We start from the raw sequence: 21,470 nt of genomic DNA, 5'->3' as shown, positions 1-21,470 counted from the left end.
CGATTACTCCGCCGCCACCGGCATTTGCTGCTGACGCGACGCCATGCACTCGGCCATGGTGCGCGAGGCGCGGCTGATCGGGTCGGTCATGTAGAAGTTCTTGATCGGCGTCTCGAACGGCGCGTCGGTGACATCGCCGGCCTTGCCGAACTCAACCCATAGCCCCGGCGCCTGCGTGTCGAGCGCGGCGAAGCTCTTGTTCACCGCGATCAGGCGCGCCCGCACCTGGTCGAGCGTGTCGTAGGGCAGCGTCTTGCCCAGCCGCTCCGACAGAGCGCGCAGGATCGCCCAGTCCTCGCGGGCGTCGCCCGGCGGATAGGCAGCGCGCTGGCCGAGCTGCACGCGGCCCTCCATGTTGACGTAGGTGCCCGGCTTCTCGGTATAGGCCGCCCCCGGCAGGATCACGTCGGCGCGGTGGGCGCCGGCGTCGCCGTGATGGCCGATATAGACCACGAAGGCCTTGCCGAACTTCGACAGGTCGAGCTCGTCGGCCGCCAGCAGGAAGACCGCCTCGATCTCCTTGCCCTGCGCGCCGGCCTGGATGGCGGCGACGTCGCGACCGCCGGCGCCCGGCACCAGGCCGAGATCGAGGCCGCCGACGCGGCTCGCCGCCGTGTGCAGCACGGCGAAGCCGTTCCAGTCGTCGCGCACCGTCGCGAGGCTGCGGGCCAGCGCCAGCACCGCGGCACCGTCCTCGCGCGCCAGCGCGCCCGGACCGACGATGACCAGCGGATTCTTCGCGGCCTTCCACTTCTCGGCGAAGCTGCCCTTGCCCTCGGCGAGGTCGCGAAGCGTCGCCGCGCCGGCGCCGAGACGCTCGACCGGATAAGTCAGGTCGACCGGCGCGCCGATGCTGGCGATCGCGCAGCGGCCGCGGAGGTAGCGCTTGCGGATGCGGGCGTTCAATACAGGCGATTCGAGGCGCGGATTGCTGCCGACCAGCAGGATCGCGTCGGCCTGGTCGATGCCGCGGATGCCGGCATTAAAGATGTAGCCGCCGCGGGCACCGGCCTCGAGCTTGCTGCCGTCCTGGCGGCAATCGACGTTGGGCGAGCCAAGTGCTGCCATCAGGTCCTTGAGCGCGACCATCGATTCGGCATCGCACTGGTCACCGGCGATGGCGGCGATCTTCTTGCCGTCCAGGCCGTTCAGCTTGGCGGCGATGGCGGCGAAGGCCTCGTCCCAGGTCGCCTCGGCGAGCTTGCCGCCCTTGCGGACATACGGCCGGTCGAGGCGCTGGTAGCGCAGGCCGTCGATTGCGTGGCGGGTCTTGTCGGAGATCCACTCCTCGTTCACGTCGTCGTTCAGACGCGGCAGGACACGCATCACGACGTTGCCGCGAACGTCGACCCGGATGGCCGAGCCGAGCGCATCGAACACGTCGACCGACTCGGTCTTGCGCATCTCCCACGGCCGCGCCTCGTAGGCGTAGGGCTTGGAGGTCAGCGCGCCGACCGGGCAGATATCGACCAGATTGCCGGAGAGCTCCGTCGTCAGCGCGTGCTGGACGTAGGTCGTGATCTCCATCCCCTCGCCGCGGCCGGTCGCGCCCAGCTCCTCGACGCCGGCCACTTCGGCGGCGAAGCGGACGCAGCGCGTGCACTGGATGCAGCGGTTCATCGACGTCTTGACCAGCGGCCCGAGCTCCTTGTCGGGCACCGCGCGCTTGTTCTCGTGATAGCGGCTGCGGTCGAAGCCGTAGGCCATCGCCTGGTCCTGCAGGTCGCACTCGCCGCCCTGGTCGCAGATCGGGCAGTCGAGCGGATGGTTGATCAGCAGGAACTCCATCACGCCGTTGCGCGCCTTCTTCACGACGGCGGAGTTGGTGATGATCTCCTGCTTGTCGGCCACCGGCATGGCGCAGCTCGCCTGCGGCTTGGGCGGGCCGGGCTTCACCTCGACCAGGCACATGCGGCAATTGCCGGCGATCGACAGGCGCTCGTGGTAGCAGAAGCGCGGGATCTCGACGCCCGCCAGCTCGCAGGCCTGCAGGATCGTGATGCCTGCGGGCACCTCGATCTCCTTACCGTCGATCTTGACTATGGGCATGTCTGCTCGCCCCTACTCTGCCGCCAGCTTTTCGGTTCGCATGCGGATGCGCTCTTCCATCAGTGGCCGGAAGTGCCGGATCAGGCCCTGGACCGGCCAGGCGGCGCCGTCTGCCAAGGCGCAGATCGTGTGGCCTTCGACCTGCTTGGTGACATCGTACAGCGTGTCGATCTCTTCGATGCGCGCGTTGCCCATGACCATGCGTTCCATCACGCGCCACATCCAGCCGGTACCCTCGCGGCACGGCGTGCACTGGCCGCAGCTCTCGTGCTTGTAGAAGTAGGCCAGACGAGCGATCGCCTTGATGATGTCGGTCGACTTGTCCATCACGATGACCGCCGCCGTGCCGAGGCCGCTCTGCTGTTCCTTCAAGGCGTCGAAATCCATCAGGACGGTGTCGCAGATCGACTTGGGCAGCAGCGGCGTCGACGAGCCTCCCGGAATCACGGCCAGAAGATTGTCCCAGCCGCCGCGCACGCCACCGGCATGACACTCGATCAGCTCCTTCAGCGGGATGCTCATCTCCTCTTCGACATTGCACGGCTTGTTCACGTGGCCCGAGATGCAGAAGAGCTTGGTGCCGGTGTTGTTCGGCCGACCGAAGCCCGCGAACCAGGTGGCGCCACGGCGCAGGATGGTCGGCGCGACGGCGATCGATTCGACGTTGTTGACCGTCGACGGGCAGCCATAGAGGCCCGCGCCAGCCGGGAACGGCGGCTTCAGCCGCGGCATGCCCTTCTTGCCCTCGAGGCTCTCGATCAGCGCGGTCTCCTCGCCGCAGATGTAGGCGCCGGCACCGCGATGGACGTAGACCTCGAACTTCCAACCCGAGCCGCAGGCGTTATTGCCGAGCAGGCCAGCCTCGCGCGCCTCGCGCACCGCTTCGATCAGGTGCTGCGCCTCGTTGTAGAATTCTCCGCGCACGTAGATGTAGGCCGCGTGCGCGCGCATGGCGAAGCCCGCGACCAGGCAGCCCTCGACCAGCAGGTGCGGGTCATGGCGCAGGATGTCGCGATCCTTGCAGGTGCCGGGCTCCGATTCGTCGGCATTGACCACGAGATAGTGCGGCCGGTCACCGACCTGCTTGGGCATGAAGGACCACTTGAGGCCGGTCGGGAAACCGGCGCCGCCGCGGCCGCGCAGGCCGGACTTCTTCATCTCCTCGACGATGGCGTCGGGGCCCTTGTCGAGGATCGCCTTGGTGTTGTCCCAGGCGCCGCGGGCGCGCGCGCCGGCCAGCCGCCAGTCATGGAGGCCGTAGAGGTTGGTGAAGATGCGGTCCTTGTCGGCGAGCATTTCTGTCACTCACCCTTCAGTGTAAGCGGGCCGCCCTCGGGCGCCGAGGTCTGGCGGTTGACTTGCGGGCCGGGCGCCGGCGTCTCGCCGCGGCGGAAGGCGTCGAGCACGCGCCTGGTCGAGGCGGCGTCGAGATCCTCGTAGAAATCGTCGTTGATCTGCACCACCGGCGCATTCACGCAGGCGCCGAGGCATTCGACCTCCTGCACGCTGAAGGTGACGCCGTCGGCCGCTTCCTGGCAGGCCTTCATCACGTGGTCGGAGCCGCGCAGCCAGCACGGCGTCGTGGTGCAGACCTGCAGCAGGTACCTGCCCTTCGGCTTGAGCTGGAACATCGTATAGAAGGTCGCGATCTCGTAGACGCGGATCGGCGCCATCTCGAGGATGCGTGCGACCTCGTCCATCGCCACGCGCGGCAGCCAGCCCTGCTGGCGCTGCGCGAGATCGAGGACGCCGATCACGGCCGAGGCCTGGCGGCCCGGCGGATAGTTCGCGATCAGTGCGTTCACCTTCGCCATGGACTCCGGCGTGAAGGAGAACGACTCGACCTTCGGCACGTCCTGCGGATCGGCGGTGATCATCGCCATCTTGAATTCGTCTCCTAGCGGTCGATCTCGCCGAACACGATGTCGAGCGAGCCGATGTTGGCCGACATGTCGGCCAGCTGGTGTCCCCTGGTCATCATGTCGAGCGCCTGCAGGTGCGGGAAACCCGGCGCGCGGATCTTGCAGCGGTAGGGCTTGTTGGTGCCGTCGGAGACGAGATAGACGCCGAACTCGCCTTTCGGCGCCTCGACCGCGGTGTAGGTCTCGCCGGCCGGCACCTTGTAGCCCTCGGTGTAGAGCTTGAAGTGATGGATCAGGGCCTCCATCGAGCCCTTCATCTCGCCGCGGCGCGGCGGCGCGATCTTGCGGTCGTCGACGCGCACCGGACCCGTCACGGTGCGCAGCGCCTTGATGCACTGCTCCATGATGCGGGCCGACTGGTACATCTCCTCGACGCGCACCAGGTAGCGGGCGAAGCAGTCGCCGGTCTTGCCGACCGGGATGTCGAAGTCCATGCGCTCGTAGGTGTCGTAGGGCTGCGACTTGCGCAGGTCCCACGGCAAGCCGGAGGCGCGGATCATCGGGCCGGAGAAGCCCCAGTCAACGGCCTGCTCGGCGTTGACGACGCCGATATCGACGGTGCGCATGCGGAAGATGCGGTTGTCGTTCAGCAGGTTCTCGATGTCCTTGAGGAACGGGTAGAACTGCTTGATCCACCCTTCCATCGAATCGAGCATGCCGTCCGGCAGGTCCTGATGGACGCCGCCCGGCCGGAAATAGGCCGCATGCATGCGCGAGCCCGAGACGCCCTCGTAGTACTCCATCAGCAACTCGCGCTGCTCGAAGCCCCACAGCGGCGGGGTCAGGGCGCCGACGTCCATCGCGAAGGTCGTGACGTTCAGCAGGTGATTTAGGATGCGCGTGATCTCGGAGAACAGCACGCGGATGTACTGGCCGCGCTCGGGCACGGTGATGCCGAGCAGCTTCTCGGTCGCCAGGGCGAAAGCGTGCTCCTGATTCATCGGCGACACGTAGTCGAGCCGATCGAAGTACGGCACCGCCTGCAGGTAGGTCTTGTACTCGATCAGCTTCTCGGTGCCGCGATGGAGCAGGCCGATATGCGGGTCGCAGCGCTCGACGATCTCGCCGTCCATCTCGACGACGAGGCGCAGCACGCCGTGGGCCGCTGGGTGCTGCGGCCCGAAGTTCATCGTCAGGGTCTTGATCTCGACGTCGGCCATCAGCTCTTGCCCTTCTCCTGGGCCTTCTCGTCGCCGGGCAGCACGTAGTGCGCGCCTTCCCACGGGCTCAGGAAGTCGAAGCGGCGGAATTCCTGCGCGAGCTTAACCGGGCGGTTGACCACCCGCCTCTGCTCGTCGTCCCACCACACCTCGACGAAGCCGGTGAGCGGGAAGTCTTTTCGCAGCGGATGGCCCTCGAAGCCGTAGTCGGTGAGGATACGGCGCAGGTCGGGATGGTCGGAGAACCAAACGCCGTAGAGGTCGTAGGTCTCGCGCTCGAACCAGCCAGCCGCGCTGTAGACCGAGGCGGCCGACGGCACGGGCGTGCCCTCGTCGGTCTGCACCTTCACGCGGACCCGGCAGTTGTTCCTGAGGCTGAGCAGATTGTAGACGACGTCGAAGCGCTTGGGCCGGTCGGGCCAGTCGACGCCGCAGATATCGACCAGCTGCTTGAACAGGCACTTCGGGTCGTCGCGCAGGAAGGTCAGCAGCGCGAGCAGCTTGTCGGCCGTGGTGTCGAGCATCAGCTCGCCGAGGCGCACGGTGGCCGTGGCGCCGGTCGCCTGGGCAATGTGGGTACCGAGCTGTTCCATTAGCGCACCAGAGTGCCGGTGCGGCGGATCTTCTTCTGCAGCTGCAGGATGCCGTAGAGCAACGCCTCGGCGGTCGGCGGGCAGCCGGGCACGTAGATGTCGACCGGCACGATGCGGTCGCAGCCGCGCACCACCGAATAGCTGTAGTGATAGTAGCCGCCGCCGTTGGCGCACGAGCCCATCGAGATCACGTAACGCGGCTCGGCCATCTGGTCGTAGACCTTGCGCAATGCCGGCGCCATCTTGTTGGTGAGCGTGCCGGCCACGATCATGACGTCGGCCGAGCGCGGGCTCGGCATCGGCGCGAAGCCGAAGCGGTCGAGGTCGTAGCGGCTCATCCAGGCGTGGATCATCTCGACGCCGCAGCAGGCGAGGCCGAAGGTCAGCCCCCACAGCGAGCCGGTGCGCGCCCAGGTGACCAGCTTGTCGAGCTGGGCGACGACGAAGCCCTTGTCGGCGAGCTCGTCGGACAGCGCACGCGACAGCGCCGCCTCCGCCGTCGGCGTCAGCCTGGCTCCCTTTGGGGAATCGACTACTCCCATTCCAGCGCTCCCTTGCGCCATTCGTAGATGAAGCCCACCGTCAGGATCCCGAGGAACAGCATCATCGACCAGAACCCGAACAATCCGATGTCACCCAGGGACGCGGCCCACGGGAACAGGAAGGCGACCTCGAGGTCGAAGATGATGAACAGGATCGCCACAAGATAGAAACGCACATCGAACTGGCCGCGGGCGTCGTCGAACGGCGCAAAACCGCATTCGAACGGCGACAGCTTGTCCGAGTTCGGGTTCTGGCGGGCGATCAGGTAGGAGCCGCCGAGCATGGCGCAACACAGCGCGAAGGCGAGACCGAGGAAGATCAAAATCGGAAGGTATTCCTTCAGAAGAGCTTCCATCGTCACTCCTTCGCCCCGTTTGGGCTTGCCAGCTCTTGGGGCTGGCGCGAGCGACGGGACTCGAACCCGCGACCTCCGGCGTGACAGGCCGGCGTTCTAACCAACTGAACTACGCCCGCTGAAGCCCCAAACGGCGCGCGGAGAAATAAAGGACCCCCTATATGGTGTCAAGCTTACCGCACCCGCGAGAGCGTGTGTAAGTACCGGAATTTCCAGCGAATTTCCGCGTGGCACATGACGGCTTCCCGGGATGCAGAAGGCAGCCGGATTTTGCAAGCGCCTGTCGCGCATAGCGGCGCGTCCCGTCTTCCCACGGACTTCCGCCGACTTCCCACACGCGTGGGAAGTCTAAAACGCTGTCCCACTTGGCTTTCTGGCGATTCTTCCCACTTTCCCATTACCCCATGCACGCGCTCGACCGACGCCGCTTCGTGAAGACGTCGCGACATCAGCGTGCCTCAGAAGCAACGCAGGTCATGAACTTCGTGTAGGGAAACAAATCCTGCGAAGCGCGCGCAGCGCGAAGCAGGATGGTGGGCGATGACGGGATCGAACCGCCGACCTGTCCCGTGTAAAGGGAATGCTCTACCGCTGAGCTAATCGCCCGGCGCGCGTCTTACCACAAACAGCGCTAGTTGATCGCGTCCTTGAGCGCCTTGCTGGCCTTGAAGCGCGGCACGGTCGCGGCCGGGATCTTGATCTTCTCGCCGGTCTGGGGATTGCGGCCCTCGGTGGCCTTGCGCCGGGAGACCTGGAAGGTGCCGAAGCCGACCAGCAGGACCTTCTCCTTCTTCTTCAGCGACTTGGTGATCAGGCTGAGGATCGAATCCACGGCATTCTGGGCGTCGGTCTTGGACAGATTGGTCGAGGCGGCCACGGCGGAAACCAAATCGTGCTTGTTCACCAGCGATCCCCTGCAAAAAAACCGGCAGCCTTGAGTGTAGGGGCGGCTGCAAAACGGCGTCAACGCTGAATACCACATTTTGTGCATTCTGCGGCGACTACCCCTTACAGATGGTGCCCAAAACGAAGAAACCCCGGATTTCTCCGGGGCTTCCTGTGTTCGTTTGCCGGACCCACTAGTGGGCGCGGACCTCGGCAGGCTCCGCCGGCTTGGGCGGCACCTCGAGGTCGTTCGGCCATTCGATCGCGGTCAGCGGCTTGACCAACGCGCGGGCCAGAACCTCGTCGACGGTCGAGACCGGGACGATCTCCAGGCCCTTCTTCACGTTGTCGGGAATCTCCGGCAGATCGCGCTCGTTCTCCTTCGGGATGAGCACGGTCTTGAGACCGCCGCGCAACGCCGCCAGCAGCTTCTCCTTGAGGCCGCCGATCGGCAGGACTCGGCCGCGCAGGCTGATCTCGCCGGTCATGGCCACTTCCTTGCGGACCGCGACACCGGTCAGGGCGGAGACGATCGAGGTGATCATCGCCACGCCGGCCGACGGACCGTCCTTGGGCGTCGCGCCTTCCGGCACATGCACGTGGATGTCGCGCTTCTCGAAGATGTTCGGCTTGATGCCGAACGCCGCGGCGCGGGAGCGGACATAGGCGTTGGCCGCCTGCACCGACTCCTGCATCACGTCGCCCAGCTTGCCGGTGACCGAGACACGGCCGCGGCCCGGGACCAGCACGGCCTCGACCTGCAGCAGCTCGCCGCCGACTTCCGTCCACGCCAGACCAGTGGTGATGCCGACCAGGTCCTCGAGCTCCGCCTCGCCGTAGCGGAAGCGGCGGACGCCGGCGTACTTGTCGAGGTTCTTGGCCGAGATCTTCACCTTGGAGGTCCCCTTCATGAGGATCTCCTTGACGCCTTTGCGGGCGAGGTTCGCGATCTCGCGCTCGAGGTTACGGACACCGGCCTCGCGCGTGTAGTAGCGCACCAGGTCGCGCACGGCGTCGTCGTGGATATCGAGCTCGCCCTCCTTCAGCCCGTTCGCCTCGATCTGCTTGGGGATCAGGTGCTTGCGGCTGATGGCGACCTTCTCGTCCTCGGTGTAGCCCGCGAGACGGATGATCTCCATGCGGTCCATCAGCGGCTGCGCCATGCGCAGCGAGTTGGCCGTGGTGATGAACATCACGTTCGACAGGTCGTAGTCGACCTCGAGGTAGTGGTCGTTGAACGTCGCGTTCTGCTCGGGATCGAGCACCTCGAGCAGCGCCGACGACGGGTCGCCGCGGAAGTCGGCGCCGAGCTTGTCGATCTCGTCGAGCAGGAACAGCGGGTTCGACGACTTCGCCTTCTTCATCGACTGGATGACCTTGCCCGGCAGCGAACCGATGTAGGTCCGGCGATGGCCGCGGATCTCGGCCTCGTCCCGCACGCCGCCCAGCGACATGCGCACGAAGTTGCGCCCCGTCGCCTTGGCGATCGACTTGCCGAGCGAGGTCTTGCCGACGCCCGGAGGACCGACCAGGCACAGGATCGGGCCCTTCATCTTGTCGACGCGCTGCTGGACCGCGAGATACTCGAGGATGCGCTCCTTCACTTTCTCCAGGCCGTGGTGGTCGGCATTGAGCACGTCCTCGGCGTACTTGAGGTCCTTGATGATCTTGGTGGGCTTGCGCCACGGGATCGACAGCAGCCAGTCGAGGTAGTTGCGGACCACCGTCGCCTCGGCCGACATCGGGCTCATGGTGCGCAGCTTCTTCAGCTCCGCATTGGCCTTCTCGCGCCCCTCCTTGGAGAGCCGCGTCTTCTTGATGCGCTTCTCCAGCTCGGAGATCTCGTCGCGACCGTCCTCGGTCTCGCCAAGCTCCTTCTGGATCGCCTTCATCTGCTCGTTGAGATAGTACTCGCGCTGCGTCTTCTCCATCTGACGCTTCACGCGGTTGCGGATCTTCTTCTCGACCTGCAGGACGCCGATCTCGCCTTCCATCAGGCCGAGGATGCGCTCCAGCCGCTTCGACACCGAGTCGAGCTCGAGCAGCTGCTGCTTGTCGGCGACCTTGAGCGCCAGGTGCGCGGAGATGGTGTCGGCGAGCTTGGCCGGCTCCTCGATCTTGTTAATCGAGACCACAACCTCGGGCGGCACCTTCTTGTTGAGCTTCACGTAGTTCTCGAACTCCGAGACCACGGTGCGCGCGGCAGCCTGCAACTCGGCAGGATCGCCCGACTGCTCTTCCATGTCGACGGCATGGGCCTCGAAGAACTCGACCTTGTCGGTGTAGCCGCCGATACGCACGCGGCGGCCGCCCTCGACCAGCACCTTCACGGTGTCGTCCGGCAGCTTCAAGAGCTGCAGCACCGTGCCGAGCGTGCCGATGCTGTAGATGTCCTCGGGAGCGGGATCGTCCTGGGTGGCGTTCTTCTGGGCGATCAGCAGGATCTGCTTGTCGTCCTTCATCACCTCTTCGAGCGCCTTGACGCTCTTCTCGCGGCCGACGAACAGCGGAACGATCATGCCGGGGAACACGACGATGTCGCGCAACGGCAGGACGGGATAGACGGTTCCGGGGGCGGTGGTGGTGGGGGCGTTCATGATGCCTCGCAATCTACACTGTTAGAGCTGTCGCGGACCGCAGCCGAGGCCCCCTGACGGGCAGCCCGCGACGTAAAGCCACGCACACTCGCATACAGATGTTGTCCCGAACGGGTTGCCGTTCAAGACCTTCGGCGAAAGCCGCCGATGGCCCTCCATCGGCGGAGCAAAAGCTAGGCCGGCGCCGCGGCAATGCCTTCCTTGCGCTCACCGTGCACGTAGAGCGGCTGGGCGCGCCCTTCGATCACTTCGCGATTGATCACGACCTCTTCGACGCCGTCGAGCGACGGCAGGTCGTACATTGTATCCAGCAGCACGGTCTCCATGATCGAGCGCAGGCCGCGGGCACCTGTTTTGCGCAGGATCGCCTTCTGGGCGACCGCACGCAAAGCGTCGTCGGAGAACTTGAGCTTCACGTTCTCCATGTCGAACAGGCGCTGGTACTGCTTGAGCAGCGCGTTCTTGGGGCGCGTCAGGATCTCGATCAGCGCGCCCTCGTCCAGATCCTCGAGTGTCGCGACCACCGGCAGGCGGCCGACGAACTCGGGGATAAGTCCGTAACGCAGCAGATCCTCGGGTTCGAGATCGCGCAGGATCTCGCCGGTGCGACGATCCTCCGGCCCGCGCACCTCGGCGCCGAAGCCGATCGACGTGCCCTGGCGGCGCATCGAGATGATCTTGTCGAGGCCGGAGAAGGCACCGCCGCAGATGAACAGGATGTTGGTCGTGTCGACCTGGAGGAACTCCTGCTGCGGATGCTTGCGGCCGCCCTGCGGCGGGACCGAAGCGACCGTGCCTTCCATGATCTTGAGCAGAGCCTGCTGCACGCCCTCGCCCGACACGTCGCGGGTGATCGACGGGTTGTCGGACTTGCGGCTGATCTTGTCGACCTCGTCGATGTAGACGATGCCCCGCTGCGCCCGCTCGACGTTGTAGTCGGCCGACTGCAACAGCTTGAGGATGATGTTTTCCACATCCTCGCCGACGTAGCCGGCTTCGGTCAGGGTCGTGGCGTCGGCCATGGTGAACGGCACGTCGAGCATGCGCGCCAGGGTCTGGGCGAGCAGCGTCTTTCCACAACCGGTCGGGCCGATCAGCATGATGTTCGACTTGGCGATCTCGACGTCGTTCGCCTTGCCGCCATGGCTGAGGCGCTTGTAGTGATTGTGCACCGCAACAGCGAGGATGCGCTTGGCCTGGTCCTGGCCGATCACATAGTCATCGAGAATCTGGCGGATTTCCTTGGGGGACGGCACGCCATCCTTGGATTTCACCAGGGTGGTCTTGCTCTCCTCCCGGATGATGTCCATGCAGAGCTCGACGCATTCATCGCAGATGAACACCGTCGGCCCGGCAATGAGCTTCCGCACCTCATGCTGGCTCTTGCCGCAGAAGCTGCAATAGAGGGTATTGCGGGAGTCGCCCCCAGACTTGGCGGCTGGCATGTTCTTAACGCACCTCCGCTTGGGCAGCCCGCGAGGCCCGCGGGCAGACACCCAAGGCTATGTTAAACGCCCGTCACGGACGGCGACAACTTCAAAATGTTGTGTGTCGCACCGTGAACGGCATGCAATTGGTCGCGGAGACCTTGTCAGGAAGCCGCGGCCTGGATGGTCGGAACCGGCCTGTTTTCGAGCACCTCGTCGATTAGGCCGAACTCCTTGGCTTCGTCCGGCGAGAAGAACTTGTCGCGTTCCATCGCCTTTTCGATCTCGTCGATCGTCCGACCCGTGTGCTTAACGTACATCTGGTTCAGACGTGCCCGGGTCTGAAGGATCTCACGGGCATGGATTTCGATGTCGGTCGCTTGGCCCTGGGCACCGCCCGAGGGCTGGTGGATCATGATGCGTGAGTTGGGCAGCGAGAACCGCTTGCCCTTCTGGCCGGCCATCAGCAGCAGCGACCCGGCCGAGGCGGCCTGACCGAACACCAGGGTCGAGATGTTGGGCCGGATGTATTGCATGGTGTCGTACACGGCGAGCCCCGAGGTCACCACGCCGCCCGGCGAGTTGATATAGAAGGAGACGTCCTTCGTCGGGTTCTCGGATTCGAGATACAGGAGCTGGGCGCACAGGACGCCCGCCACGTTGTCCTCGATCGGACCGTTCAAGAAGACGATGCGCTCCTTCAACAGCCTCGACCAGATGTCGTAGCCGCGCTCGCCCCGGGCCGACTGCTCGACCACCATCGGCACGTAATAGTTGTTGTAGACTTCCAGCGGATCGCGGTCGCGCGCCATCGCCAACCCCTTTGTGACTTTCGTATGGAAAGGTGGCAGTGCCGGCGGCCCCATTCAAGCCCGCCGGGTCGTAATCAATTCGCAGACGGCGATTGCCCTGCGGGCGTCTCTTCGTCGGTGTCCGCCTTGCGGGCAGCCTCGAGCAGTTCCTCCGGGGTAACCGGCTTGTCGGTCACCTTGGCCAGCTCGAGGATGAAGTCGACCGTCTTCTCCTCGAAGATCGGCGCGCGCATCTGCTCCTTGAGCTGCTCGTTCTTGCTGTAGAACTCCAGCACCTGGCGTTCCTGGCCGGGATAGCGCATGGCCTCGCGCATGATCGCCTGGTTGAGCTCCTCGGGCGTGACATCGATGTTGTTGGAGCGGCCGACGTCGGCGAGCAACAGGCCGAGGCGCACGCGGCGCTCGGCGATCTCGCGATATTCCGTCCTGGCCTTCTCCTCGTCCTCGATCTTCTCGCCGTTCTTCTTGGCTTCCTCGATGCGCTGCCAGATCGCGTTGAACTCGCCCTCGACCAGGCCTTCCGGCACCTGGAACTTGTGGGTTTCGGCGAGCTTGTCGAGCAGTTGGCGCTTGATCATGCCGCGCGAGACCTGGGTGTATTCCTGGCCGATGCGGTCGGAGACGGCCTTCTTCATCGCGTCGAGGGTCTCGAAGTTGTTCTTCTTCGCGAGCGCATCATCGATCGGCTGGTCGACGAACTCGCGGATCTCCTTGACCGTGCACTTGAAGACCGCGTCCTTGCCGGCGAGCTCGGTGTTACCGTAGTCGTCGGGGAACTTCACCTTCACGTCGACCGGCTTGCCGATCTCCGCGCCGATCAGCTGGTCCTCGAAGCCCGGGATGAACGAGGCCGAGCCCAGCTCCAGGACGTAGTCCTGCGCCGCGCCGCCGGGGAACTCGACGCCGTCGACCGAGCCCACGAAGTCGAGCTTCAGCGCGTCGCCCCTCTGGGCCGGGCGCGGCGGGTCGACCGGCTTCTGCTCGCGGTTCGCCTTGGCGATCCGCTCCAGCGCCTCGTCGACGCTCTTGTCCGGCACCACCGCCTTCAGGCGCTCGAGCTCGACACCCGAGAAGTCGAGCTGGCCGATCTCCGGCAGGATCTCGATCGCGACCTCGAACTCGACGTCCTTGCCTTCGGCGAACTCGCCCTTGAGCTCGACGCGCGGTTGCAAGGCGGGCTTCAGGCCGCGATCGTCGATCGCCTTGGCCGTGCCCTGGTTGACGGCCTGCTCCAGCGCCTCGCCCAGCAGAGCCTGGCCGTACTGCTTCTTGAGCAGGCCGGCCGGCACCTTGCCGGGGCGGAAGCCCGGCAGGGAGGCGGTGCGCGCCATCTCGGCGACGCGCTCGTCGACCTTGGCGGTAAGATCCTGAGCCGGAATGACGATTTTGAATTGCCGCTTCAGCCCGTCGGCTGCGAGTTCCGTCACTTGCATTGCTTCACTTCCATCTATTCCGTCTGGTGCGGGCGAAGGGACTTGAACCCCCACGCCTTGCGGCACGAGATCCTAAGTCTCGCGTGTCTACCAATTCCACCACGCCCGCCCGCCGGTCGCTGAGGGCTGAATGGGCGGGCCTCTTAGCCCGCGCCCGCGGGGCGGTCAATTGATCGCTTTATCAAGGGCTTCAGGAAGTTGCACCAACAAGTCCTCGGCGATCAAACCGGAGGTCCGGAAGCGATAGGCGCACTCGCCGTGGATCCAGGCGGCGGCCGCGCCGGCGGCCAGAGGGTCGAGCCCTCGGGCCACCAGCCCGGCCGCGATGCCGGCCAGCACGTCCCCCGATCCTGCAGTCGCCAGCGATGCCGGCGCATGGACGTTGACCACCGCCCGGCCGTCGGGGGCGGCGATCACCGTGTCGGCGCCCTTGAGCAGGACGGTGGCGCCACTGCGTTTCGCCGCCGCACGCACCCGCTCGACCTTGCTGGCGGGCCCGGAGAGGTCGGGAAACAGCCGTTTGAACTCGCCTTCATGGGGCGTGAGCAAAACCGGCCCGGCGACTGCCGCGAACAGCCAGGCCGGATCGTCGGCGAAGACCGTCACGGCATCGGCGTCGAGCACCGCCGCGCGCCGGGCCGCGAGCGCCGCCAGCACCGCCCCGCGCGTCCGGTCGTTCACACCCGAGCCCGGCCCGATCAGGAAGGCGTTGCGGCGCGCGTCCTCGACCAGACGCTCGACCGCATCGGTATTGACGAGGTTGCCCGGCTCTGCCGCGCGATAGATCGCGGCGGCGGCCTCGGGCGAGGCGATGGTCACCAGGCCGGCGCCGGCGCGCCGCGCCGCCAGCGCCGCCATCCGCGCTGCGCCGGTCGCCTGCTCGCCGCCGAGGATCGTGAGATGGCCACGCGCATATTTGTGGTCGCCCGGATCGCTGCGCCTCAGCGCAGGCGCCCACAATGCGGGCTCGTTGCGCCAGAGCCGCGGGGCGATCGCGTCGAGCACGGCCGGCGAAATGCCTATGTCGACGATCTGCAGCACACCGCAGCGACGCAGGCCTTCGAGGGAGTAGTGGCCGGGCTTGCCGCGGAAGAAGGTGACCGTGAGCTCGGCCTGCGACGCCGTGCCCATCACCTCGCCGGTGTCGCCGTGAAGGCCGCTCGGCACGTCGACCGCGACGACCGCCAGCCTGTCGCGGTTCATGCGATCGATCAGCGCCGCCGCCACGCCCTCGATACGCCGCGTCAGCCCCGCGCCGAACAGCGCGTCGATCACCAGCGGCCGGCTGTCGAGCAGGTCGGTCGACGGGGCCACGACCGCGCCGGTCCACAGGCCGGCGGCCCACGCGGCATCGCCGCGCAGGTCTCCTGCCCCTTTGACCAGCGCCAGCGTCACCGGCCAGCCCATGCCCGCGAGGTGGCGCGCCGCCACGAAACCGTCACCGCCGTTGTTGCCCGGCCCGCACAGCACCAGCACCGGCTGCTTGGGGTAGCGCTCGGCCATGGCACGGGCGACGGCCTTGCCGGCCGCCTCCATGAGCACCATGCCCGGGGTCCCCGCGGCCATGGCGGCAGCATCCGCGGCGGCCATTTGCGCACAGGTCAGGAGGGCAAGGTCGGATTGGGGGGCTACGTCAGCCATGACGAGCGGGGGATTGGGGCGGCCGACCGGATTTGAACCGGCGACATCTAGAATCACAATCTAGCGCTCTAACCAACTGAGCTACGGCCGCCATCGCAGGGGGCTCCCGACGAAGCGCGCCTTCCTACGCTCCGCGGCCCAGAGCGTCAAGAAATCGGACGTTGAGAATTTGGGCCTCGAGAAACCGGCGTGGCCGGCAGCAGGCTGTCGATGGCTCGGATCCAGACCGTGCAGGACTCGTCGATCGACAGGCCGGCCGCCTCGCGCATTCGTGCCCAGCTCTCGAAGTCGGTGATCGCCTCAAGCGCGATCAGGGTGCGCCGACGCACCGTCGCTTCGAGCGTGTCGAGCTCGGGCAGGTACATCATCTCGATCCGCGCCAGGACCGCCTCGCGTATCCGCCGGATGCGCTGTTGCAGCTCGCTCGACATGTGCTGGTTGAGGATCAGCGCCCGCCACAGCGGCAGCCAGTCCTCGCAGGTCTTGGCTCGGGTCTCGACCTGGGTGCGGATGCGGGTGGCGCGGTCGGCGTGGAGGTTGCGGATCGTCGCCTGTGCATGGGCCTGGGCGAAGGCCATGTCGGCCGCGGCGAGGCTGAGCGCCAGCAGGTCGGGGAAGCGCTCGAACAGCGAGCGCACCGAGTAGCCGGCGCGGTCGGCGATCTGGCTCGCCGTCGGCGGCCGCGGGTTGTCGCGCAGCAGAGCGATGTAGGCTTCGAGGAGGTGCTGGCGCGTGCGCTCGCTGCGCAGCCGCCGGCCGTCGATCACCGTCCGGCTCTCGACGGCCATGATGCTCAGGTCGCCGGCGTCGGCGGCAGCAGGCGGTCGATCGCCTTGATCCAGACGGCGCAGGCCTGCTCCACGTTCAGCCCGTTGCCCTCGCGCATGCGCCCCCAGCTCTCGAAATCGGTGATGGCCTCGAGTGCGATCAGCATATGACGGCGCCGGCCCTCGTCCAAGCCAGACAACTCGGGCCGGTACATGATCTCCAGCCGCTTCCAGATCGCCTCGCGCACCAGGGCGATGCGCATCTTGAGCTCCGTCGATTCGCCCTGATTGGCGTTGAGCGCGCGCCACAGCGGCAGCCAGTTCTCGCAGATATGGGCCCGCGTCTCGACCTGGCTGCGGATGCGCGTCGTCCGGTCGGCGTCGGCGTCGCGGATCATCGCCTGCGCCGAGCCGAGCGCGAAGGCGTGGTCGGTCGCGGCGATGCGCAGCGACAACAGGTCGGGGAAACGCTCGAACACCGAGCGCACGGAATAGCCGGCGCGCTCGGCGATCTCGTTCGAGGTCGGGATCCGGGGGTTGTCGCGCAGCAGCGCTAGGTAGGCCTCGATGATGAACTGGCGCGTGCGCTCGCTGCGCTGCCGGCGGCCGTCGACGATCGGCGTCGGGGCGCTGCCGCTCATGCGCCGGCGGGCGTCGGCGGCAGCAGGCGGTCGATGGCCTTCACCCAGACGCCGCTCGCCTGGTCGAACGACAGGCCGTAGAGCTCGCGCATGCGCGCCCAGCTCTCGAAGTCGAGCAGCGATTCGAGCGCCAGCATGATCTTCTTGCGCACGTCGTCGCTCACCGTCGAAAGCTCGGGGCGGAACATCATCTCCATGCGCATGACGATCAGCTGGCGGATCATGCCGATGCGCTGATGCAGGTCCGGCGACGTCCGGGCGTCGGACGACAGCACACGCCACAGCGGCAACCAGTGCTCGCAGCCACGGCCGCGCTGCTCGACCTGGGAGCGGATGCGCGTCTCGCGATCGCCCTTGAGATCGCGCAGCGCGCCGGTCGAGCGGGCCTCGGCAATGGCGCAGTCGGTGACTGCGACGCGCAGCGCATTGAGGTCGGGAAAGCGCTCGAAGATCGAGCGCACCGAATAGCCCGCACGCTCTGCGATCTGCACCGCCGTCGGCATCTGGTTGTTTTCCCGCACCAGCGCCATGTAGGCGTCGATGATCAGCCGCCGCGTGCGCTCGCTGCGCAGCCGCCGGCCGTCGGTCCGGGGCGCGTGCACGCCCTGGTCGGCGTCGCTGGCGATGTCCGGCGTCTCGTTCATGGTCAGGCCGCCGCGGCGCTTTCCACCACCGGCGTCGGCGGCAGCAGGCGGTCGATGGCATGGATCCAGACCTCGCAGGCCTCGTCGAACGACAGGCCGTGCTGCTCGCGCATCCGCGCCCAGCTCTCGAAGTCGGTCAACGCCTCGAGCGCGATCAGCAGCTGGCGCCGCTCCTCTTCCGGCATGGGCGAGAGCTCGGGCCTGTACATCAGCTCGATGCGGCCGATCGTGGTCTCGCGGCTGCGCGCCACGCGCTGCTTGAGCTGACCAGTTTCATCCTGATCTGCAAATTGCAGTAGCACCCGCCAGAGCGCGATGCCGCGCTCGCACGTATGGGCGCGCGTGTTGACCTGCGAGCGCAGTCGAGTCTCGCGGTCGCCGTCGGCGCCGCGCGGCGGTGCCAGCGCCAGTGCCTGAGCCAGGCTGTAGTCGGTCGCTGCCACGCGCAGGGCATTGAGATCCGGGAAGCGTTCGAAGATCGACCGCACGGAATAGCCCGCCCGCTCGGCGATCTGCACCGCCGTCGGCATCTGCGGATTTTCCCGCAGCAGCGACAGGAAAGCCTCGATGATCAGCTGCTTGGTGCGCTCGCTGCGCAATCGGCGGCCGTCGATACGAGGAGGTTTGGCGGGTGCGTCTGGCAAGTCGACTTCCGGGCGTTCTCAGCCACAAGGTTGCGGCGTCAATGCTGATAGATGATCGAGATAATGGCAATTCCAGTGCAGTAATATGCCGCAAACTGACGCGCACGTCGCCTAGTTTCGCCGAGAAATTCGCCTCGCCCCTGAAATTTCAGTGAACGCTCTTTATTGCCGAAAATGCCGGCCCAGCCGCTCCACGGCCCGGTCCAGGGTCTCGTCGTGCTTGCAGAAGCAGAACCGAGCGAGGTGCCGCGGAGCCTGTTCGGGGCTGTCGTAGAAGGCGCTGACCGGCACCGCCGTGACCCCGGCCTCAACGGTGATGTGGCGGCAGAAATCCTCGTCGGTGCCGTTGAAGCCCAGCGGCCGGAAGTCGGTGGTCACGAAATAGGTGCCGTGCGCCGGCAGCACGCCGAAGCCGATGTTGGCCAAGGCGCCGGCCAGCCGGTCGCGCTTGCGCTGCATGTCGCCAGCGAGCTCGGCGTAGTAGCCGTCGGCGAGGCGCAGGCCGGCCGCGGTGCCCCATTGCAGGTTGGGCGGCGTGGTGAAGGTCATGAACTGATGGGTCTTGCCGATGGCCTTCATCATGTCCGGCGGCGCCGTCACATAACCGACTTTCCAGCCGGTGAGGCTGAAGCTCTTGCCGGCCGAACCGATGCGCGCCGTGCGGTCGCGCATGCCGGGCAGCGTCATGATCGATTGGTGCTTCTTGCCGTCGAAGATGATGTGCTCGTAGACCTCGTCGCACACCGCGTAGGCATCGTGCTTCAGGCACAGCGCGGCGATGAACTCGAGCTCGGCGCGGTCGAACACCTTGGAGCACGGATTCATCGGCGTGTTGAACAGGATGAGCTTGGTGCGGTCGCTGAACGCAGCCTCGAGCTCGGCGCGCCGCAGGCTCCAGTGCGGCGGCTCGAGGCGGACGAGCTTGGGGATGCCCCCTGCCCGGCGCACCATCGGCAAGTACGAGTCATAGAGCGGCTCGATCAGCACGACCTCGTCGCCCGGCTCGATCAGGCCGAACAGGCAGTCGGCCAGCGCCTCGGTGGCGCCCGAAGTCACCATCACCTCGCTCTGCCAGTCGACCTCGAGACCCTGGAAGCGCTTGGCGTGCTCGGCCACGGCCTGGCGCAATTCGGGCAGGCCCATCATCGGCGGGTACTGGTTGTGGCCGTCCATCAAATAGTCAGCCGCCGCCTTGCGCACAGGCTCCGGGCCTTTGTCGTCCGGAAAGCCCTGGCCGAGATTGACCGACCGGTGCTCGCGGGCGAGCGCCGACATGACCTCGAACACCGTGGTGCCGAGGCCGGACATCAGCGAATTGGCAGTCTTCATCAAGGACTCTCGTTTCTGGTTCTTATTTGGGCAGAAATTCGCTCAGTCCTTACTCATGATGCCGCTTAGATCGGCACAAAGTCGGCGATTTTCGCCTTCAGGGCTGTGGAAATTCTTGGCATGAAAGCTGCTTAACAGGGGCACGCACGGAGCCTCGTTTGACGGCGCCGGCGTCGGCGCGTGGAGTTGGCTCAGCAAATGAAGAAGATCGAAGCGATCATCAAGCCCTTCAAACTGGACGAGGTCAAAGACGCGCTGAACCAGATCGGGCTGAAAGGCATCACCGTCCTGGAGGCCAAGGGCTTCGGACGGCAGAAGGGCCACACCGAACTTTATCGCGGCGCCGAGTACGTCGTCGACTTCCTGCCCAAGGTGAAGATCGAGCTCATCATCGAGGATGAGATGGTCGAGAAGGCGGTCGAGGCGATCCGCTCCTCGGCGCAGACCGGCCGCATCGGCGACGGCAAGATCTTCGTGTCGAGCATCGAGGACGCCATCCGAATTCGTACTGGCGAGCGTGGCGACGCCGCCGTATGAGAAACGGCCCGCAGGGGGCCGGGTAACACCAGAAAGAGGGACGATCGAACAATGGACGCCAAACAAGTTCTGGCGATGATCAAGGAAAAGGACGTGAAGTTCGTGGACTTCCGTTTCACCGATCCTCGCGGCAAGTGGCAGCACACCGCCCGCATGGCCTCGGCCACCCAGGAAGACTCCTTCACCGACGGCGTGATGTTCGACGGCTCCTCGATCGCCGGCTGGAAGGCGATCAACGAGTCCGACATGATCCTGATGCCGGATCCGTCGACCGCCGTGCTCGACCCCTTCACGGCGCAGACCACGCTGATCGTGAACTGCGACGTCGTCGAGCCCTCGACCGGCCAGCTCTATGCCCGCTGCCCCCGCTCGACCGCCAAGCGCGCCGAGGCCTACATGAAGTCGTCGGGCATCGGCGACACCGCGGTGTTCGGTCCCGAGCTCGAGTTCTTCGTGTTCGACGACGTCCGCTTCGACGTCCAGATGCAGGGCTCCTTCTTCAAGCTGCATTCGAGCGAATCGCCGTGGAACGCCGGCGCCGAGTTCGAGGGCGGCAACATGGCCCATCGTCCCGGCATCAAGGGCGGCTACTTCCCGGTCCAGCCGGTCGATTCGATGAACGACCTGCGCGCCGAGATGATGTCGGTCGCGACCGAGATGGGCCTCGTCATGGAGATCCATCACCACGAGGTGGCGCCCAGCCAGAACGAGCTCGGCTTCCGCTTCGACACCCTGGTGAAGACCGCCGACAACGTGCAGAAGTACAAGTACACCCTGCACAACGTCGCCCACAGCTACGGCAAGACGCTGACCTTCATGCCGAAGCCGCTGTACGGCGACAACGGCTCGGGCATGCACACCCACCAGTCGATCTGGAAGGACAGCAAGCCGCTGTTCGCGGGCTCGGGCTACGCCGACCTCAGCGAGACGGCGCTGTACTACATCGGCGGCATCATCAAGCACGCCAAGGCGCTGAACGCCTTCTGCAACGCCAGCACCAACTCCTACAAGCGCGTCATCCCGGGCTTCGAGGCGCCTGTGCTGCTCGCCTACTCCAGCCGCAACCGCTCGGCCTCGTGCCGCATCCCCTACGCGTCCTCGCCCAAGGGCAAGCGCGTCGAGGTGCGCTTCCCCGATCCGTCGGCCAACCCCTACCTCGCCTTCGCAGCGATGCTGATGGCCGGCCTCGACGGCATCCAGAACAAGATCCATCCGGGCGACCCGATGGACAAGAACCTGTACGACCTGCCGCCGGAGGAGCTGTCGAAGGTCCCGACCGTCGCCGGCAGCCTGCGCGAGGCGTTGAACTGCCTCGACGCCGACCGCACCTTCCTCACCAAGGGCGGTGTGTTCACCGACGACCAGATCGACGCCTACATGGAGCTCAAGTGGGAAGAGGTCTACGCCTGGGAGCACCAGCCGGCCCCGATCGAGTACAAGATGTACTATTCGATCTGACCGTCCTCTTTCGGACTATGGAAGGGCCCGCTT

20 protein-coding genes and 4 tRNA genes are annotated in these 21,470 nt (G+C 66.0%); 2 read left to right on the top strand and 22 right to left on the bottom strand.

Annotation, left to right across the window (positions count from 1 at the left end):
- Window positions 1-3: 3 nt before the first annotated feature.
- The 22 genes from nuoG to J0J01_RS09710 all read right to left on the bottom strand — a co-directional run bounded on the left by nuoG (window position 4) and on the right by J0J01_RS09710 (window position 19,442).
- Window positions 4-2,049: an NADH-quinone oxidoreductase subunit NuoG gene (nuoG, locus tag J0J01_RS09815; RefSeq protein WP_296380092.1), complete on the bottom strand. Its 2,046-nt coding sequence runs from the start codon at window positions 2,047-2,049 to the stop codon at window positions 4-6.
- A 12-nt stretch (window positions 2,050-2,061) separates the two neighbouring features.
- Window positions 2,062-3,345 (bottom strand): NADH-quinone oxidoreductase subunit NuoF, encoded by a 1,284-nt coding sequence (nuoF, locus tag J0J01_RS09810; protein WP_296380213.1) that lies wholly within the window; start codon window positions 3,343-3,345, stop codon window positions 2,062-2,064.
- A 5-nt stretch (window positions 3,346-3,350) separates the two neighbouring features.
- Window positions 3,351-3,932, bottom strand: coding sequence for an NAD(P)H-dependent oxidoreductase subunit E (locus tag J0J01_RS09805; RefSeq protein WP_296380091.1), 582 nt, complete (start codon window positions 3,930-3,932; stop codon window positions 3,351-3,353).
- Between the two features lie 14 nt (window positions 3,933-3,946).
- On the bottom strand, window positions 3,947-5,131 hold the full coding sequence (locus J0J01_RS09800; RefSeq protein ID WP_296380090.1) for an NADH-quinone oxidoreductase subunit D: 1,185 nt from the start codon (window positions 5,129-5,131) through the stop codon (window positions 3,947-3,949).
- Window positions 5,131-5,724 (bottom strand): NADH-quinone oxidoreductase subunit C, encoded by a 594-nt coding sequence (locus J0J01_RS09795; RefSeq protein WP_296380089.1) that lies wholly within the window; start codon window positions 5,722-5,724, stop codon window positions 5,131-5,133. Before J0J01_RS09795 ends, J0J01_RS09800 begins: the two co-directional genes overlap by 1 nt.
- Complete coding sequence (locus J0J01_RS09790) at window positions 5,724-6,266, bottom strand: NADH-quinone oxidoreductase subunit B (RefSeq protein ID WP_296380088.1); 543 nt, start codon at window positions 6,264-6,266, stop codon at window positions 5,724-5,726. The genes J0J01_RS09795 and J0J01_RS09790 overlap by 1 nt, the downstream gene beginning before the upstream one ends.
- Window positions 6,257-6,622 carry an NADH-quinone oxidoreductase subunit A gene (locus J0J01_RS09785; protein WP_296380087.1) on the bottom strand — a complete coding sequence of 122 codons (366 nt, stop codon included), beginning with the start codon at window positions 6,620-6,622 and terminating at the stop codon, window positions 6,257-6,259. The genes J0J01_RS09790 and J0J01_RS09785 overlap by 10 nt, the downstream gene beginning before the upstream one ends.
- Before the next feature lie 42 nt (window positions 6,623-6,664).
- A tRNA-Asp gene (locus tag J0J01_RS09780) sits at window positions 6,665-6,741 on the bottom strand.
- Between the two features lie 412 nt (window positions 6,742-7,153).
- Window positions 7,154-7,228: transfer RNA gene (locus tag J0J01_RS09775), tRNA-Val, on the bottom strand.
- Window positions 7,229-7,253: 25 nt separating this feature from the next.
- Window positions 7,254-7,526 (bottom strand): HU family DNA-binding protein, encoded by a 273-nt coding sequence (locus tag J0J01_RS09770; protein ID WP_296380086.1) that lies wholly within the window; start codon window positions 7,524-7,526, stop codon window positions 7,254-7,256.
- A gap of 175 nt (window positions 7,527-7,701) precedes the next feature.
- Window positions 7,702-10,104, bottom strand: a complete 2,403-nt coding sequence (lon, locus tag J0J01_RS09765; RefSeq protein ID WP_296380085.1) for an endopeptidase La — start codon at window positions 10,102-10,104, stop codon at window positions 7,702-7,704.
- A 173-nt stretch (window positions 10,105-10,277) separates the two neighbouring features.
- Complete coding sequence (clpX, locus tag J0J01_RS09760) at window positions 10,278-11,549, bottom strand: ATP-dependent Clp protease ATP-binding subunit ClpX (RefSeq protein WP_296380084.1); 1,272 nt, start codon at window positions 11,547-11,549, stop codon at window positions 10,278-10,280.
- A 146-nt stretch (window positions 11,550-11,695) separates the two neighbouring features.
- A complete protein-coding gene (locus J0J01_RS09755) occupies window positions 11,696-12,343 on the bottom strand; it encodes an ATP-dependent Clp protease proteolytic subunit (protein ID WP_296380083.1) in 648 nt (215 codons plus the stop codon).
- A gap of 74 nt (window positions 12,344-12,417) precedes the next feature.
- Window positions 12,418-13,776, bottom strand: coding sequence for a trigger factor (tig, locus tag J0J01_RS09750; protein WP_296380082.1), 1,359 nt, complete (start codon window positions 13,774-13,776; stop codon window positions 12,418-12,420).
- 24 nt (window positions 13,777-13,800) lie between these two features.
- A tRNA-Leu gene (locus tag J0J01_RS09745) sits at window positions 13,801-13,885 on the bottom strand.
- Window positions 13,886-13,941: 56 nt separating this feature from the next.
- Window positions 13,942-15,366, bottom strand: a complete 1,425-nt coding sequence (locus tag J0J01_RS09740; RefSeq protein ID WP_296380081.1) for an NAD(P)H-hydrate dehydratase — start codon at window positions 15,364-15,366, stop codon at window positions 13,942-13,944.
- Between the two features lie 65 nt (window positions 15,367-15,431).
- Window positions 15,432-15,508: transfer RNA gene (locus tag J0J01_RS09735), tRNA-His, on the bottom strand.
- Window positions 15,509-15,563: 55 nt separating this feature from the next.
- Complete coding sequence (locus tag J0J01_RS09730; protein ID WP_296380080.1) at window positions 15,564-16,205, bottom strand: hypothetical protein; 642 nt, start codon at window positions 16,203-16,205, stop codon at window positions 15,564-15,566.
- 5 nt (window positions 16,206-16,210) lie between these two features.
- Window positions 16,211-16,825, bottom strand: a complete 615-nt coding sequence (locus J0J01_RS09725; RefSeq protein ID WP_296380079.1) for a TetR/AcrR family transcriptional regulator — start codon at window positions 16,823-16,825, stop codon at window positions 16,211-16,213.
- The gene (locus J0J01_RS09720) at window positions 16,822-17,469 is read right to left on the bottom strand and encodes a hypothetical protein (RefSeq protein ID WP_296380078.1); all 648 of its coding nucleotides are present in this window, start codon (window positions 17,467-17,469) and stop codon (window positions 16,822-16,824) included. Before J0J01_RS09720 ends, J0J01_RS09725 begins: the two co-directional genes overlap by 4 nt.
- Before the next feature lie 2 nt (window positions 17,470-17,471).
- Window positions 17,472-18,113, bottom strand: a complete 642-nt coding sequence (locus J0J01_RS09715) for a TetR/AcrR family transcriptional regulator (protein ID WP_296380077.1) — start codon at window positions 18,111-18,113, stop codon at window positions 17,472-17,474.
- 162 nt (window positions 18,114-18,275) lie between these two features.
- Complete coding sequence (locus J0J01_RS09710) at window positions 18,276-19,442, bottom strand: aminotransferase (protein WP_296380076.1); 1,167 nt, start codon at window positions 19,440-19,442, stop codon at window positions 18,276-18,278.
- 198 nt (window positions 19,443-19,640) lie between these two features.
- Here J0J01_RS09710 and J0J01_RS09705 point away from each other — a divergent pair, with 198 nt between their 5' ends.
- Both J0J01_RS09705 and glnA read left to right on the top strand, forming a co-directional pair.
- On the top strand, window positions 19,641-19,979 hold the full coding sequence (locus J0J01_RS09705) for a P-II family nitrogen regulator (protein WP_296380075.1): 339 nt from the start codon (window positions 19,641-19,643) through the stop codon (window positions 19,977-19,979).
- Window positions 19,980-20,030: 51 nt separating this feature from the next.
- Window positions 20,031-21,437 carry a type I glutamate--ammonia ligase gene (gene glnA, locus J0J01_RS09700; RefSeq protein ID WP_296380074.1) on the top strand — a complete coding sequence of 469 codons (1,407 nt, stop codon included), beginning with the start codon at window positions 20,031-20,033 and terminating at the stop codon, window positions 21,435-21,437.
- Window positions 21,438-21,470: the final 33 nt, after the last annotated feature.

Origin of the sequence: Reyranella sp. (assembly GCF_017305915.1) — a bacterium.
Lineage (GTDB): Bacteria > Pseudomonadota > Alphaproteobacteria > Reyranellales > Reyranellaceae > Reyranella.
The sequence above is the reverse complement of the archived record's forward strand: the minus strand, read 5'-3'. Positions and strand labels throughout refer to the sequence as shown.